This is a genomic window from Corynebacterium haematomassiliense, assembly GCF_013978595.1.
Lineage (GTDB): Bacteria > Actinomycetota > Actinomycetes > Mycobacteriales > Mycobacteriaceae > Corynebacterium > Corynebacterium lehmanniae.
Genome location: NZ_JACDTZ010000002.1, coordinates 101,140 through 116,158 on the forward strand (window position 1 = coordinate 101,140; position 15,019 = coordinate 116,158).

General features: G+C 67.3%; 14 protein-coding genes and 4 tRNA genes. 16 read left to right on the top strand and 2 right to left on the bottom strand.

The window, feature by feature from the left end; translation table 11 throughout:
• Positions 1-42 precede the first annotated feature (42 nt).
• The gene (locus tag H0193_RS09795; protein WP_181889760.1) at positions 43-732 is read left to right on the top strand and encodes a demethylmenaquinone methyltransferase; all 690 of its coding nucleotides are present in this window, start codon (positions 43-45) and stop codon (positions 730-732) included.
• On the opposite strand, the gene H0193_RS09800 is transcribed toward H0193_RS09795, so the two are convergent.
• Positions 729-1,949: a geranylgeranyl reductase family protein gene (locus H0193_RS09800; protein WP_181889761.1), complete on the bottom strand. Its 1,221-nt coding sequence runs from the start codon at positions 1,947-1,949 to the stop codon at positions 729-731. The two genes, H0193_RS09795 and H0193_RS09800, sit on opposite strands and share 4 nt — an antisense overlap.
• Positions 1,950-2,044: 95 nt before the next feature.
• On the opposite strand from H0193_RS09800, the gene H0193_RS09805 reads away from it, so the two are divergent.
• The 9 genes from H0193_RS09805 to rplA all read left to right on the top strand — a co-directional run bounded on the left by H0193_RS09805 (position 2,045) and on the right by rplA (position 6,527).
• On the top strand, positions 2,045-3,070 hold the full coding sequence (locus H0193_RS09805) for a polyprenyl synthetase family protein (RefSeq protein ID WP_181889762.1): 1,026 nt from the start codon (positions 2,045-2,047) through the stop codon (positions 3,068-3,070).
• 64 nt (positions 3,071-3,134) lie between these two features.
• Positions 3,135-3,219: transfer RNA gene (locus tag H0193_RS09810), tRNA-Tyr, on the top strand.
• A 199-nt stretch (positions 3,220-3,418) separates the two neighbouring features.
• Positions 3,419-3,491, top strand: a tRNA-Thr gene (locus H0193_RS09815).
• Between the two features lie 39 nt (positions 3,492-3,530).
• Positions 3,531-3,602 (top strand) — tRNA-Met (locus H0193_RS09820).
• Positions 3,603-3,666: 64 nt separating this feature from the next.
• A tRNA-Trp gene (locus tag H0193_RS09825) sits at positions 3,667-3,742 on the top strand.
• Positions 3,743-3,763: 21 nt separating this feature from the next.
• Positions 3,764-4,081, top strand: a complete 318-nt coding sequence (gene secE, locus H0193_RS09830; RefSeq protein WP_181889763.1) for a preprotein translocase subunit SecE — start codon at positions 3,764-3,766, stop codon at positions 4,079-4,081.
• 115 nt (positions 4,082-4,196) lie between these two features.
• Positions 4,197-5,156 carry a transcription termination/antitermination protein NusG gene (gene nusG / locus H0193_RS09835; protein WP_236883579.1) on the top strand — a complete coding sequence of 320 codons (960 nt, stop codon included), beginning with the start codon at positions 4,197-4,199 and terminating at the stop codon, positions 5,154-5,156.
• A 170-nt stretch (positions 5,157-5,326) separates the two neighbouring features.
• Positions 5,327-5,755, top strand: a complete 429-nt coding sequence (gene rplK / locus H0193_RS09840) for a 50S ribosomal protein L11 (RefSeq protein ID WP_034997189.1) — start codon at positions 5,327-5,329, stop codon at positions 5,753-5,755.
• Positions 5,756-5,819: 64 nt separating this feature from the next.
• A complete protein-coding gene (rplA, locus tag H0193_RS09845) occupies positions 5,820-6,527 on the top strand; it encodes a 50S ribosomal protein L1 (protein ID WP_181889764.1) in 708 nt (235 codons plus the stop codon).
• Between the two features lie 64 nt (positions 6,528-6,591).
• Here the strand turns inward: rplA and H0193_RS09850 are convergent, their stop codons facing one another.
• Complete coding sequence (locus tag H0193_RS09850; RefSeq protein WP_181889765.1) at positions 6,592-7,674, bottom strand: HNH endonuclease signature motif containing protein; 1,083 nt, start codon at positions 7,672-7,674, stop codon at positions 6,592-6,594.
• A gap of 174 nt (positions 7,675-7,848) precedes the next feature.
• Here H0193_RS09850 and H0193_RS09855 point away from each other — a divergent pair, with 174 nt between their 5' ends.
• Genes H0193_RS09855 through H0193_RS09880 form a run of 6 tightly spaced genes read left to right on the top strand, consistent with a single transcriptional unit; the run spans position 7,849 to position 14,973 of the window.
• Positions 7,849-8,793: a choice-of-anchor M domain-containing protein gene (locus H0193_RS09855; protein WP_181890046.1), complete on the top strand. Its 945-nt coding sequence runs from the start codon at positions 7,849-7,851 to the stop codon at positions 8,791-8,793.
• Complete coding sequence (locus H0193_RS09860; protein WP_181889766.1) at positions 8,790-10,289, top strand: anchored repeat ABC transporter, substrate-binding protein; 1,500 nt, start codon at positions 8,790-8,792, stop codon at positions 10,287-10,289. The genes H0193_RS09855 and H0193_RS09860 overlap by 4 nt, the downstream gene beginning before the upstream one ends.
• Positions 10,286-11,140 carry a choice-of-anchor M domain-containing protein gene (locus H0193_RS09865; RefSeq protein WP_236883580.1) on the top strand — a complete coding sequence of 285 codons (855 nt, stop codon included), beginning with the start codon at positions 10,286-10,288 and terminating at the stop codon, positions 11,138-11,140. Before H0193_RS09860 ends, H0193_RS09865 begins: the two co-directional genes overlap by 4 nt.
• Positions 11,137-11,889 (top strand): anchored repeat-type ABC transporter ATP-binding subunit, encoded by a 753-nt coding sequence (locus H0193_RS09870; protein WP_181889768.1) that lies wholly within the window; start codon positions 11,137-11,139, stop codon positions 11,887-11,889. The genes H0193_RS09865 and H0193_RS09870 overlap by 4 nt, the downstream gene beginning before the upstream one ends.
• 28 nt (positions 11,890-11,917) lie before the next feature.
• Positions 11,918-12,751 (top strand): anchored repeat-type ABC transporter permease subunit, encoded by an 834-nt coding sequence (locus tag H0193_RS09875; protein WP_236883605.1) that lies wholly within the window; start codon positions 11,918-11,920, stop codon positions 12,749-12,751.
• Positions 12,748-14,973, top strand: coding sequence for a choice-of-anchor M domain-containing protein (locus H0193_RS09880; RefSeq protein ID WP_181889770.1), 2,226 nt, complete (start codon positions 12,748-12,750; stop codon positions 14,971-14,973). Before H0193_RS09875 ends, H0193_RS09880 begins: the two co-directional genes overlap by 4 nt.
• Positions 14,974-15,019: the final 46 nt, after the last annotated feature.

Consider the following 15,019-nt stretch of genomic DNA (forward strand, 5'->3'; position numbering starts at 1 on the left):
GTATGGCCTCCGTTTGTGGGTGGCAAAGTAGACTTGCGCATCATGGCCAAGGCGGATCTGGACAAAAAGCCCTTCGACGTTGCCGGCATGTTCGACGACGTGGGCAAAAATTACGACAAAACAAACACTGTGCTGTCGTTCGGCCTGGACAAGTACTGGCGACGCCGCACGCGCGAGCGCCTCAACCTGCAGCCCGGCGAGCTCGTGCTGGATCTCGCCGCCGGCACCGCCGTGTCCACCGTGGAGCTGGGCAAGTCCGGCGCGTGGGTGGTTGCCTGCGACTTTTCCCAGGGCATGCTCGCCGCCGGCAAGGACCGCGACGTGCCCAAGGTCGTCGGCGACGCGATGCACCTGCCGTTTGCGGATGACACCTTCGACGCGGTGACCATCTCCTACGGGCTGCGCAACGTCCACGACTTCGAGGCGGGCCTGCGCGAGATGGCGCGCGTGACCAAGCCGGGCGGGCGTCTGGCCGTCAACGAGTTCTCCACCCCCGTGGTGCCGGGTTTCCGCACCCTGTACAAGGAGTACCTGCCGCTGGCGGTGCCAGCGCTGGCGAAGCTGTTTTCCTCCAACGCGGAGGCCTACGAGTACCTCGCCGAATCCATCCGCGCCTGGCCGGGCCAGGAGGAGCTCGCCGCGGCGATCAACGCCAACGGTTGGGCCGATGCTGGCTGGCAGAACCTCACCGGCGGTATTGTCGCGCTGCACAGCGCGGTCAAGCCTGCCTAGCGCACGTCCCAAAGCGGCTGGTCGCCCGACACCGCCCGCGCGCCCTTACCGGCCATACGCCACAGCCTTGCGACGAGGTCCGTGTCCTCCTCAGCCACGAGGTTGCCCATCAGCCGCGCCGCCACCGGCATGAGGTAACGCCCGCCCAGCCCGCGCAGCGCCACCGGTCCCGCCAGCGGCAAAAACTGCGGGTAGGTGAGCAGACGCGCCAGGGTGCGGGCCAGGGTGAACGCCTCGCCGTAGTGCTCGCGCAGAAGCGCCGGCCACGCGAGCGTCAGGTCGCCGCCGCCTGCGATCAGCTCGACGGCGGCGACCGCCGTTTCCAGTCCGTAGTCGATGCCCTCGCCGTTGAGCGGGTTCACGCACGCCGCCGCGTCGCCGATCAGCGCCCAGTTCGGGCCCGCCACGTTGGACACCGCCCCACCCATGGGCAGCAGCGCCGAGGCCACGGCCTGTTCTGGGCCGAGCTGCCACTCCTCGCGCTGCTGCGAGGCGTACAGGGCGAGCAGCTTCTTCGTGTTCACTTTCGCCGGGCGCGCATCCGTCGACAGTGCGCCGCAGCCGAGGTTCACGGTGCCGTCGCCAAGCGGGAAGATCCAGCCGTAGCCGGGCTGGATTACCCCGTCGGCGTCGCGAAGTTCCACGTGCGAGTGCATCCACGGCTCGTCCGAAAACGGCGAGGCGCAGTAGGATCGCGCCGCAATCCCGTAGACCTGCCCGCGGTGCCACGTACGCCCCAGCAGCTTGCCGAAGGGGGAGCGCACCCCGTCCGCCACGATCACCCAGCGGGCGCGGACCACCCCCTGCTCGGTCTCCACCGCGCTGATCGCGGAACCGCTGAAACGCACCCCCGTCGCGGCGCAGTTGTGGCGGACGGTGGCGCCGGCGAGCGAAGCTTCGGCGACCAGCATCGCGTCGAATCTCGCGCGCGGGGACGCGGACCCCTCGCCGCGCGGCCACGGCGCGACCACATCGCCGCCGAAGCCGTGCAGCTTCAGCCCGAAGTTGCGGTACGCGGGCACCTCAAGCCCCAGGCGCGCAAGCGTATCGACGGCCCGCGGCGTGAGCCCGTCCCCGCAGGTTTTGTCGCGGCGGGGGGGTTGCGCGGCGAGAAGCAGGGGGCTCATGCCGGCGCGCTGCGCCGCGATCGCGGCGGCGGAACCCGCAGGGCCTGCGCCCACAACGACGAGGTCGAACAACTCACTCACGCGCCACATTCTGCCAGCGCCACCCGCAAGTGCACCCGGCGGGGTTATTGGGCTACGGTTAGTGCGTTACACATGGGCCCATCCAACCTGCAAGGACGTTATCTATGACGTACGGCACCACTCCGTCACCGCGCCACGGATTCAACCTGGACCTGGGCGACGACGCGCTCAACACCCGGCTCAACACCGGGCTCGAAGCGGTGGAGGAGCTGCTGATTACGGAACTTTCCCGCGGGGAGAGCTTCCTCACCGACAAAGTCACCCACCTGGCCAAAGCCGGCGGCAAACGCTTCCGCCCCATGATGGCGCTGCTGTGCAGCGAGTTCGGGCCGAACCCCGGCACCGAAAACGTCATCCGCGGCGCCGCGGCGACCGAGATGGTGCACCTAGCCACGCTCTACCACGACGACGTCATGGACGAAGCCGAGCGCCGCCGCGGCGTGGAATCCGCCAACACCCGTTGGACCAACACCGTGGCCATCCTCGCCGGCGACATCCTGTTCGCCCACGCGTCGCGGCAGATGAGCCTGATGGACCTGGACACCGTGGCCCACTTCGCCGACACGTTCTCCGAGCTGGTCACCGGCCAGATGCGCGAAACCGTCGGCGCGGACGGCGCGGGCGCCGCAGACCCGGTGGAGCACTACCTGAAGGTCATCGAGGAAAAGACCGGTGTGCTCATCTCCTCGGCCGCCTACCTGGGCGCACGCCACGCCGGCGCCTCCGACGAGGTGGTGGCGCGCTGCTCCCGCATCGGCGACGCGGTGGGCATGGTCTTCCAGATCGTCGACGACATCATCGACATCTTCTCCGACCCCGAGCAGTCCGGGAAGACCCCCGGCACCGACCTGCGCGAGGGTGTGTTCACCCTGCCGGTGCTCTACGCGCTGGAGGGGGATTCGCCCGCCGGCGAGGAGCTGCGCGGGCTGCTCACCGGCCCGCTCACCGACGACGCCGACGTCGCCCGGGCGCTCGAACTCCTCGGCCAAACCCGCGGGCGCGAGCGCGCCCTGGAGACCGTGCACGGCTACGTGGAGACAGTGGAGCGCGAACTCGACGCCCTGCCGGAAGGACCCGCCCGCGAAGCGCTTCGCACCATGACCCGCATGACCGTCGAACGGGTCGGTTAACCTGCCGATTTGCACCGATCGCGGGAGCGTGTTGTAGAGTAAATCCCGCACTTTGAACGTGCTCGCCAGGTTGCCCGAGCGGCCAAAGGGAGCGGACTGTAAATCCGCCGGCATTGCCTTCAGAAGTTCGAATCTTCTACCTGGCACCACACACAAACCCCGTCGGTTTCACCGGCGGGGTTTCGTCGTTAAGCAATTGCTTCACGACGCCTAAAGTGCGCACCGTAACCGTCTAAAAACCCGCAACTGCCTGGCGATTTGTGTTTGAAAACAACATCAGGTTAATCTTTCCAAGGCTTCAACGGAGCGGGTCAGAGCGAAAGCGAAGATTCACAACACAGAGGCTGTGCCCCCTTAGCTCAGTCGGCAGAGCGTTTCCATGGTAAGGAAAAGGTCGACAGTTCGATTCTGTCAGGGGGCTCTGTTGTTTGCTAGGGCCTTTTGGCCCGGCGAACACCAGGGCGGTGTAGCTCAGTGGTAGAGCAAGCGACTCATAATCGCTGTGTCGAGAGTTCAATTCTCTCCATCGCTACTCACCTCAAACGGGAGCCGAAAGGTGACCGTGGTAGGGTTAGGCGCACTTGAACGAGTGCCCTAGGGGCGTGGCGCAATTGGTAGCGCAACGGTCTCCAAAACCGTAGGTTGCAGGTTCGAGTCCTGTCGCCCCTGCCAAAACAACCTGGAGGAGTTTTAGTGACTAACCCCAACGGTCAAAACCCCGCACAGCCGACCGGCAAGCGTCAGCTGCGTGGGGCTTCTCCCGTTTCCTCCGAGGGCTACGAAGCGAAGCGTGCCCCCGTCGCCGACGACGCGGACGAGAAGGACGGCTCCAGCGTCGCCGCCTTCCCGGGTGAAGTCGTCTCCGAGATGAACAAAGTCATCTGGCCGACCGGCAAGCAGATGCTCAACTACACCCTCATCGTGTTCGCGTTCCTGATCGTGCTGACCATCTTCGTGTGGGGCACCGACGCGCTGGCATCCTGGCTGATTCGCTGGATCTTCATCCGCTAGGTACAATTCAACGCGCACAAGCTTTTCCCGCCGCCTCGGACGCCGAGGAGGGCGGGATAATTTTTGCCCCGGTACCCTGGGGCGCACACGTTTCGACGGATGAGGAGACACACCCATGACTGAGGCAAACAAAGACGTTGAAGGCGCAATCGAGAACAACGAGCAGGAAATGATCGACGAGGGCGCGCCCGTGCAGCCGTCCACCGACCCGGTCCTGAACGGCGGCGACGACGACCCGGCCGGCACCGAGGGCGGTGACTCCTCCGACGAGGAGAGCGACAGTAGCGGCGAGGGCGCAGCCGGCGCCGACGCTGAGGCTGAGGCTGGGGCCGCCGCCGGCGAAGCGGTGGAGGAGCCGGTCCAGGAGACCGACCTGAACACCATCGAGGCCGCCGAGGGCGACACCGGCGCCGAGGCAGACGCCGATTCCGACAGCGAGTACAAGCGCCGCCTGCGCGAGTACACCCGCGAGCTGAAGAAGCAGCCGGGCGACTGGTACATCATCCAGTCCTACTCCGGCTACGAAAACAAGGTAAAGACCAACCTGGAGATGCGCTCCCAGACCCTCGAGGTCGAGGACTCCATCTACGAGGTTGTCGTGCCCATCGAGCAGGCCATCGAGAACAAGGACGGCAAGAAGAAGCTGGTCAAGCGCAAGCTTCTGCCGGGCTACGTGCTCGTGCGCATGGACATGAACGACGCTGCCTGGTCCGTGGTCCGTGAGACCCCGGGTGTGACCTCGTTCGTGGGCAACGAGGGTAATGCGACGCCGGTGAAGCACCGGGACGTCGCAAAGTTCTTGCTTCCCAAGTCCGCCGCAACCGGCGCGAAGCCGGAGGTCAACGCCGACGGCGAGACCGTCGTGGCGATGCCGGAGGAAGAGGCACCGAAGAAGCTCGCGCACGACTACAAGGTCGGCGAGGCCGTCACAATCCTCTCCGGCGCGCTGGCGAGCGTGTCCGCCACCATCAACGCAATCGACCCGGAGACCGGCAAGATCGAGGCGCTGGTGTCCATCTTCGGCCGCGAGACCCCGGTGGAGCTGACCGCCGACCAGATCGAGCGCATCATGTAGGAGCGTTTTGCTTCTCGACGTCCTCACGGCGTATCCTGATTCGTCGCGCGTGCACGCACGCGCGACGTTTTCAATTCTTGTAAATCCCCGGTGGCTGGGTCTATCCCGGCATCCGGAAGCCCCGCGGCAGCTCATCGTGGCTGCGGGCGCTGTAACTAGGAGGTACTACGATGGCAAAGAAGAAGGTCACCGGCCTGATCAAGCTGCAGATCGAAGCAGGCATGGCCAACCCGGCCCCGCCGGTCGGTCCGGCTCTCGGTGCGCACGGCGTGAACATCGTCGAGTTCACCAAGGCCTACAACGCCGCAACCGAGTCCATGCGCGGCAACATCGTGCCGGTGGAGATCACGGTCTACGAGGACCGCTCCTTCGACTTCATCCTGAAGTCCCCGCCGGCAGCGTCGCTGCTGCTGAAGGCTGCAGGCCTGAAGAAGGGCTCCGGCGTCCCGCACACTGACAAGGTTGGCAAGGTCACCTGGGAGCAGTGCAAGGAGATCGCCGAGACCAAGAAGAACGACCTCAACGCCCGCGATATCGAGGCAGGCGCTGCGATCATCGCTGGTACTGCCCGTTCCATGGGTATTGACGTCGAGAAGTAAAGAGCTTCACGTGGAAGGGCCGTAAGCCAGGCCCGCAAACCACAACTCCTGAAAGGAACCCAACATGGCTAAGAAGTCCAAGCACTACATCGAGCAGCTGGCGAAGGTCGACCGCGACAGCTTCTACCACCCGCTCGACGCCGTCACGCTTGCGAAGGAGACCTCCTCCGACAAGTACGACGCAACCATCGACGTTGCAATGCGCCTGTCCGTCGACCCGCGCAAGGCCGACCAGCTGGTTCGCGGCACCGTCAACCTGCCGCACGGCACCGGTAAGACCGTCCGCGTCGCTGTCTTCGCCGAGGGCGAGAACGCAACCAAGGCGCAGGAGGCTGGCGCGGACATCGTCGGCACCGACGAGCTGATCGAGCAGATCAACGCAGGCACCATCGACTTCGACGTGGCTATCGCTACGCCGGACCAGATGGCCAAGGTCGGCCGCGTCGCCCGCGTGCTGGGCCCGCGTGGTCTGATGCCGAACCCGAAGACCGGCACCGTCACCCCGGACGTGGCTAAGGCTGTCGCCGACTCCAAGGGCGGCAAGATCGCCTTCCGCGTGGACAAGGCGTCCAACCTGCACGCCATCATCGGCAAGGCGTCGTTTACCCCGGAGCAGCTCGCTGAGAACTACGGCGCGCTGCTCGACGAGGTCATCCGCCTGAAGCCGGCGTCCGCCAAGGGCATCTACCTGAAGAAGATCACCGTCTCCGCTACCCAGGGCCCGGGTGTTCCGGTGGACACCTCCGTGGAGAAGAACTACGCCACCAAGTAGTTCGTCTTCTTTCGCGCGCGCCGAATCGCCGTCGTCCGTTGTTGGGCGGCGGCGTTTCGCGTTGTTAGGGCAGGGGTGTGCTTCGGGGTCCGAAGAGTTGGTCGAGTGCTCCGCGGTCGGTGTTTCTCAGGTGGTATCCCCGCGGTGAGATCCACCAGGGTGCGCCTCTGATCATGGTGATGCGGCCGCGGCTCTTGCGCCAGGGGTCGTCGTCGTTGACCCGGTTGTGGTAGCGGCACAGCGGCACGAGGTTGTTCATGTTGGTGTAGCCGCCGTGTTTCCACGCATCCACGTGGTGGATCTCGGAGCCCAACGCCCCGTGCCTGCAGCCTGGGAAGGCGCACACGGGTGAGACCATGTAGGCGAGGTCGCGTTGTTTCTGGTTGGCGAAGCGCTCGGTGTCGTAGAGGTTCACCGCGCCTTCCTCCGGGTGGAAGGCGGCAACCTCCAAAGCTTCGCCGAATTCTTGCTGGAGGTACTCCGCCCCGGTCATGATGGTGCCGTCAGTCAAGGTGAGGATCACGTCGTCGCCGTCACCCGCCATAATCCGTGCGTGTTCGGTGATCGGCACCATCACGATCGGGCGTGGTGCCGCGGCGACGACCCCGCCGGTTTTGCCTTCGACGATGCGCCAAAACGCCTCCTCCATCTGGGCTGCGGCCGGCTGTGTGGCGTCGATGTCTTGGCGCAGGCGGTGCTCGAGGTCTGCGGCTTTGCGGTCGGTGGTGTCGATGGTGATGCGCGCCCGCCCGTTTTTCGGTGCGGAGAACGCGACCTGTTGCTTTTTCGGGGTGTCATCGTCGCGGGGCACCAGCTCTCGTGCGGCGCGTTCGATCGCGCGGTATCCGCCGGTGACGTCCAGCAAGGCGAGGCGCAGCCGCCACCGCTCACCAAGATCTTTCACGCCCCCGACGCGGCGTTCGATCAGCGCGAGCTCGTCCAGGGAGAACCCGCGGGCCTTCTGTGCTGCCACAGCTTGTTTGCGGGTGAACTTGGTCGGCCCGTAGTACACCTTCTGCATTGCGTCCCACGCCCGTGCCCGATCCGGCGCCATCCCGGCGCCCAGCGCAACAGACAGGTCGAAGTGCCGCAGCGTCTCCATGGATGCTGCGGCCATCGCCTGAATGAATGCGTCGAACTGGTTCATAGCCACAGAGACTAAACACGACGCAACCCCGCACAACCCCCGAACCGAAATCTGTGGACAACTCGCCACACCAGCCCCAAAGTTGTCCACAGCCGGGGAAGACCCTTGCGTTTTCCCCGTGATGGGGGTAGCGTTCCCGCGCCAAACGCTATTGAAACTAATCTCCATTAAGTGTTGAAAAAAGTTTTCATTAGCTTGGCGGTGTTTCTACTCGCGTTGCTTGGCGTCACCCCAGCAAGCGCACAGGTTGAACGCCTGGATCGCGGCCACATCGACGCGTTCAACGTCACCGCGGACGGCGGCGAGCTCACCCTGGACCTGAAGGAGGACGCCACCGGCACCCACGTGCGGAGGGCACCGGAAGACGTGGAGTTAGTCGTCGGCAAGGATGCGTACACCGATCGCACCGCCGAGGTCCCGGAGATCGGCAAGGCCGGATACCTGCTGCCGCAGACGCAGCGCTCGGATCTGATTTGGCCGGGTTGGGACACGCAGGGCGCGCGCGATGTCGGCGCGATTGACCTGGAGTTCGTCGAGGTCACCGGCCCCGGCGAGGTGTACCTGTTCCAGACGGGCAGCTTCGGCTCGCTGGATGCGGTGCTTGAGGGCGGTGCGACGCGTTTGGAATCCGGTGCGGTCATCGCCCAGGAAGAGCCGGCGCACGTGCACGCGAACTGGCTGTTCACCGCGCCCGGCACCTACCAGATGCGCGTTGTGGCGGAGGGCGGCGGCTCGAGCTCGAACGAGGCCACATACACCTGGGTTGTCGGCGACGGTGAAGCGGCGCCCGCAGCACCGGCGCAGGCGACAACTTCTGAGGCGAGCGCAACGTCAGCCGCACCCGCAGCACCTGCGGCGCCGGCGAGCAAGGCGTCGACAAGCTCGGCCCCGAAGCAGGCTCCAAAGCAAGCCCCGAAGCAAGAAGCCAAGCCGGCCCCGGCCGAAGCTCAGCCCCAACCGGAGCCCGAGCAGCGCCCTGACGCTCTCGCGGAGACCGGTACGACGGTGATGACTGTCCCGTTCGCGGTCCTCGGCCTCGGCGTGGCGGTGTTTGGCGCGGCGATGTGCTGTCTGGACACGGCGTTGCGCCGCAAGCTGCTCGCGGGGGCGAAGCGGTGACGCGTGCGCGGGCGCTTGCCGCGTGCGCGCTCGCTGCCGGGCTCGCGGGGTGCGCGCAGGCTCCGGCGGAGGAGGGGCTGAACGTGGTGGCGTCGACAAGCATTCTTGCGGACGTTGTGCGCAACGTCGCCGGCGATAACGCCGAGGTTAAGACGCTGATGCGCCGCGGTGCCGACCCGCACTCGTACGAGCCGACGCTGCACAACACGCGCGATATCGCGTACGCGGACGCGGTGTTTACCAACGGGTTGTTGTTGGAGCCGCAGGCGCTGACCCGCACGATTGATGCGACGGCGCGCCCGCAGGCTCGGGTGGTGGCGCTGGCGGAGCAGACGCAGCGCTTCGGCTACGCGCCGATTCCGCTGGTGGAGGACGCGAGCCTGGACACGGTGTGGCTGGGGTTGCGGTTTGCGGCGGATCTGCCGCGCACGGCGGTGGCGGAGCTTGAGCTTGTCGACGCCTCCGGCCCCGGCACCGCCTCCGCCTTCATCCTCGGCACCTTTGGCACCCCGGAGCTGCTGTTTGACTCCACGGGTGGCGCCACCACGCTGCCAGTGGACGCGCACACCCACGTCAGCTGGGCTTTTTCCGCCCCCGGCGTGTACGAACTGAAGCTTCGCGCCTCAGTGCGCGACGCGGTGGACGCGCCGGTGCGCAGTCAGACGGAGCAGACGGTCACCCTCGTGGTGGGGCAGGACCCGGCCCAGGCCGCCCCGGGCAAGCATGCGGTGGAGCGCGGGCACGTGGACATCGCCACGGTCGCCGACAACGGCAACACGCAGCTGACCCTGCGCACGGACGACGAGGGCGACCTGGACCCCGCGGGCACGGTGGTCGTGGTGCCGTCGAAGACGCTGCAGCCGATCCCGCCGCAGCGCGAATTCCGCTTCCTGGGCGACCCGGGCGAGGAGACGTACCTGCTGCCGCAGGCGGTGCTGGGCCGCCACGTCCACGGCGAGCTGGATCCGCACATCTGGCACGACCCGGCCGCGATGGATGCGGTGGTGCAGGTGGTGCGCGACGAGCTGTCCGCGGCCGACCCGCGCCACGCCAGCACGTACGCCGACAACGCGGAGCGCTATCGCGCCCAGCTCAAGCAGGTGGCGCAGGAGGTGCGCGAGCAGATCGAGCAGGTCCCGGAGACCAACCGCAACCTGGTCACCACCCACCACGGCTACGCGTATCTGGCGCGCGCGTACGGGCTGCGTGTGGCCGGGTTTGTCACTCCGAATCCGCGCGTGGAGCCGAGCCCGCGCGACCTGATGGCGTTGTCGCGCACGCTGGAGAACTTGGGCGTGCCAGCGGTGTTCGTCGAACACGGCCAGGAAGACGAAACGCCCGTTTTGAACGAAACCGCTGCCTCGCACGGGGGTGAGGTGTGCCCGATCTGGGGCGACACCTTGGACCCGCCGGGGGAGGGGCCTGCGCAGACGTATGTGGATCTGGTGCGGGCCAATGGGGCGTCGATAAGCAAATGTTTGAAAGGACAACCATGAAGATTCCCGCCATTATCACCGCCGCAATGATCGCGGCCGCACCCGTCGCTGCCGCCCAGGTGCCGGACAACGACCCGGCGTTGCAGCAGGTCGTCGGCGCCGACGAGCAGGTCGCCCCGCTGGGCGAGCGCGCCGTTATCGACGCCGGCCACGCGGACCTGGGCCCCGTCTTCGCTGACGGCAAAATGCAGTTCCTGGTGCGCGACGACACGCAGGACACGCCCGTGTGGCGCCACCTCGAGGACGTGGTCTTCGCCGTCGGCGACGGCGCGAAGCAGACCCTGCCGGAGACCGACCAGTTCGCGTTCACCGGCGCGAAGCCGGGGGCCGAGGTGTGGGTGATCCCGCAGACCGAGGTCGCCGGCGTGCCGTGGCTGGGGTGGAACTCGCAGGCGCCATCGCTTCTGGAACGCTCCGCCAACGGGATGAGCCTGGAGTTCGGCGGACACGAGGGCCCGGGCCAGTTCTCCCTGTTTGTCCAGCCCGGCGGGTTCCACGAGCCGCAGCAGCTGTGGAACGAGCAGGAGCCCGGCACGCAGTCGATGTGGGTGGAGCCGAACACGCACACCCACGCCAACTGGGTGTTCACCGAGCCGGGCGCCCACCTGGTGGGTGTGCGCGCGACGGTGGAGGACCAAGACGGCACCGTGCACACCGACGAGCAGGTCGTGCGCATCGCCGTGGGTGTTGACCCGGCGGAGGCGGCGGATGCGACGTTCGGCGAATTCCGGGCTGAGGGGCAGGCCGGCGCGGAGCAGCAGAACAACGGCCTAAAAACCGGGCTGTTGGCGGGCGCGGGCGTGCTGCTTCTCGCCTTGATTGCGCTGTTTGTTGTGCGGGGCCGCCGATGAGAAGGATTGAGGTGCGCGACCTGGCGGTGTCGTATCCGGGCCGCGACGTGTTCCACGGGGTGGACCTCACGCTGCGCGGCGGCGAGTTCGTCGGCCTGCTCGGGCCCAACGGCGCGGGCAAGACCACCCTCATGCGTGCGGTGCTAGGCCTTATCCCCGCGGACGCCGGGACGGTCTCCGCTGGCAGGCGTCCGGTGCGCAAGGTGGTGGGGTACGTGCCGCAGGCGCACAACGTGGCCTGGGATTTCCCCATCGACGTCTATGACGCCACGCTCAACGCCACCCTGGGCCAGCGCCCGTGGTGGCAACGCGCTGGCGAGCGCGAGCACCGCGCCGCCGAGCGAGCTTTGGCGATGGTCAATCTGACCGACCTGGCCGCGCGCCCAATCCACGACCTGTCCGGCGGCCAGCGCCAGCGTGTGCTCATCGCGCGCGCCCTGGTGCGGCGACCGGGCATGCTGCTTCTCGACGAACCGTTTACCGGCCTGGACATCCCCACCACCGAGCATCTGCTGCGGCTGTTCCGCCGCCTGGTGGACCGGGGGCTCGGCGTTGTCATGTCCACCCACAACATCGCCGAGGCCATCGATTCCTGCGACCGCTTGGTGCTGTTCAACCGCGGCGTTGTCGCTGATGCCGCGACGCATGAACTTAACGACGACGCCCCGTGGACCCGCACCTTCTCTGTCGACGAGGATTCACCGTGGCTGCGCGGCGTGCGAGCGCATTTGGAGGCTGCCCGTGCCTGAGATTTCGTTTGTGCAATTCCTGGCCGACATGGCCAACCCCCAGCTGGCGTTTCTGCCGCGCGCGCTGGCGGCCGCGGTGATCGCGGCGGTGCTGTGCGCGGTGGTGGGCTGTTTTGTGGTGCTGCGCGGCATGGCCTTTATCGGCGACGCGGTGGCGCACGCCGTATTCCCCGGCATCGCGGTGGCGTTTGCCTGGCAGGTCTCCGTGCTGCTGGGTGGGGCGGTGGCCGGCGCGATCGTCGCGGTGCTGATCGCCGTGATGTCTCAGCGGCGCACCATTAAAGAGGACTCCGTGATCGGCATCGTGTTCACCGCCGCGTTCGCCTTCGGCCTGGTGGTGATCTCCCGGGCGGAGGGCTACACCGCCTCCGTCAGCTCGTTCCTGTTCGGCTCGCTGACGGGCGTCAGCTCCGCCACACTAGCCATCCACGCCGCCGCCGGCGCGCTGATCGTGGCCGTGGTGGTGGCGCTTCGCCCGTGGCTCACAGCGGTGGCACTGGACCGGGAGACCGCCCGCGCGATGAACCTGCCGGTCGCCGCGCTGGATCTGGCGCTGTACCTGTGCGTGACTTTTGCAGTGGTGCTGGCGGTGCAGACGGTGGGCAACATCCTGGTGGTGGCGCTGCTGATCACCCCGGCCGCCGCGGCGCGCCTGTTCACGGACAAGCTGGGCGCGATGATGTGCATCGCCGCCGCGTTCGGCGTGGCCGGCAGCGTGATGGGGGTGTGGCTGGCGTGGTCCTACGACTCGCCTACGGGCGCGACCATCGTTTTGGCCGTGACCGCCATCTTCGCGCTGAGCTGGCTGTTCGCCCCGAAGCGTGGTGCGCTGGCCGGCTGGCTGCAGGGGGTGAAACGGTGAAGCGATTCGTTGCAGCAGCAGCCGTAGCGGTACTCACGTTCGCGGCCGCGCCGCTTGCGCAGGCCGCGGAGCACAACCCCGGCGACCCGGGACACAGCGTGGAACTGGGGAAGATCGACCACCCGTGCGCCGGGCGCAAACTGCTCTACCACTCCCACAACGACGCGCTCTACGGCACCTACAAAAACGACAAGCTCACCGTGATGGCGGTGGACGGCCAGCAGGTCACCGACCAAGAAAAGGTTTGCTTCCGCCTCGCCCCGGACGCGGATGCCGACGGCAACGACGTGTCCACCTTGACCGTGCCTGAGGACGGCTCCTTGGACTTCCTCGGCGAGCCCGGCAGCACCGTGTGGGCCGCGCCGCAGTCCGCGGACTGGACCGACAGCTGGCGGCCCATCTGGTCTGGCCTGGGCGCCTTCGACCCCGCGCACGAGGCGGGCGAGATCCCGGACAACTTCGTCGACGACGTCATGCACTTCGACCTGGTGGAGATGGACGGCCCCGGCGACGTCAACGTGTTTTTCTCCTCGCGCGTGGGTGACCCGGAGCGGCTGTTTAGCTCCGCAGACGAGGACATGCGCACCATCACCTACGACGTCGGCGGCCACGGCCACTTCACCTGGACATTTTCCGAACCAGGCATCTACGAGATGACCTGGCAGGGCCGCGCCGAGCTCAAAGGCGGCGGGGTGGAGCGCTCCGAGCCGGTGACCCAGTACTGGCTCGTCGGCGACGACGCCACCGTCGGCCTCCCCGAGGGCACCACCACCGACTTGCGCACCCCCAACACCACGGAGGAAACCACCGCCGCCAGCCCGACGACGAGCGCGAAGCCGTCGCCGAAGCCCGCGCCGCGCCCCACGTCGTCGACCACGTCGCAGTCCACGTCGCGGCCCACGTCCACGACCGCGCCAACGCCGACGAGCACCGGTTCCGCCGCGGCCGAGGACCGGCGCAAGCTCATCGAGGCCGGGCATATGGATATGGCGTTGGCGGCCGAAGGGTCGTCGATAGGCGCAATGCTTATCGACGACTCCGACCCCCACAACCAGGCCAAACGCGAATCCGGCAGCTTCATTTTCGCCGTGCCAGACGCGGCCCGAAAGACGCTGCCGGAAGGTGCGCGCGAGAGCTTCCCGGAGCCGCCTGAGGAGATGTGGATCCTGCCGCAGGCGCAGGAGAAGAACCTGCCTTGGCTGGGCTTTTCCACCACCCGGGTGGGTGCCGACGCGCTGTCGCAAGGTTCGAAGGTCACAGTGTCCATGCGCGACGTGTCCGGGCCCGGTCGCATCTACACCTGGCACGAGGACCTGCGGGGTTTGCGCGTGGAGCTGGACTCCGGCGACGCCTCCAAGCAACTTGAGTACCCGGTCAACGCGCACGACCACCAAGGCTTCGGGTTCACCGAACCCGGCGTGTACACCGCCACGTTCACCTTCGCCGGCACGTCCGCCTCCGGCGAGGACTTCTCCGAGGACCTGGTGGCCACCTTCGCCGTGGGCGACGAGGCCGTCGCCGCCGCACGCGACGGCCGCCTCGGCGACGCAGGCGCTTCCGGGGCCGGTGCCGGCAAGGGCAAGCTCACGCTGCCGGGCGCGCTCGCGGAAGGCATCCGCTCGCTGGAAAAGGAGATTAAGAAGGCGGGCGACACGCTCGCGCCGCTCGCGCGCAAGACCAACGACGGTGGCAAAGGCGGTTCAGGGGCTGTTTCGACGCTGGCAACCCCGGCGGCGCTGGCCCAGGCCGCTCACGCCCAGCAACCGGCACCCGCCCAGGCTGCGCCCGCGCGTGCAGCGGAGCCAGCCTCCGCGAAACCGGCGGCACAGGTGCAGCGCACGCCGGAACGCAGCCGAGCCAGCAACTCCTCAGGCAAGCCCAGCAACCAGCAGACCAGTAAAAGCAAGACCAGCGCCGACTCCCGGGAAGACTCCAAGCCCGCGAAGGCCACCAGCAGCCCCGCGACGTCTGAGGCCCCAGCCTCGCCGGACGATTACGCCCCGTCGCGCAACCCCGCCGGCGGAAGCGGCACCGGGATCCACTCGTCGCTCGACGCAGCCGGCGCGCAGCCAGACGGCCAGGCGGCGGACACGTCGCCGACCGCGGGAGGATTCTGGGCGGGCCTCGCCATCGGCGTGGGCGTTATGGCGCTGATCGGCGGTTGCGTCCTGTTCGTCGCGGCGGCGAGATTGCTGCGGAAGGTGGAGCGGAGCACGTCGTAAAGCAAGGGAACCGGAACTCTCTCCACAACGTCTAACGGGTGGGGAG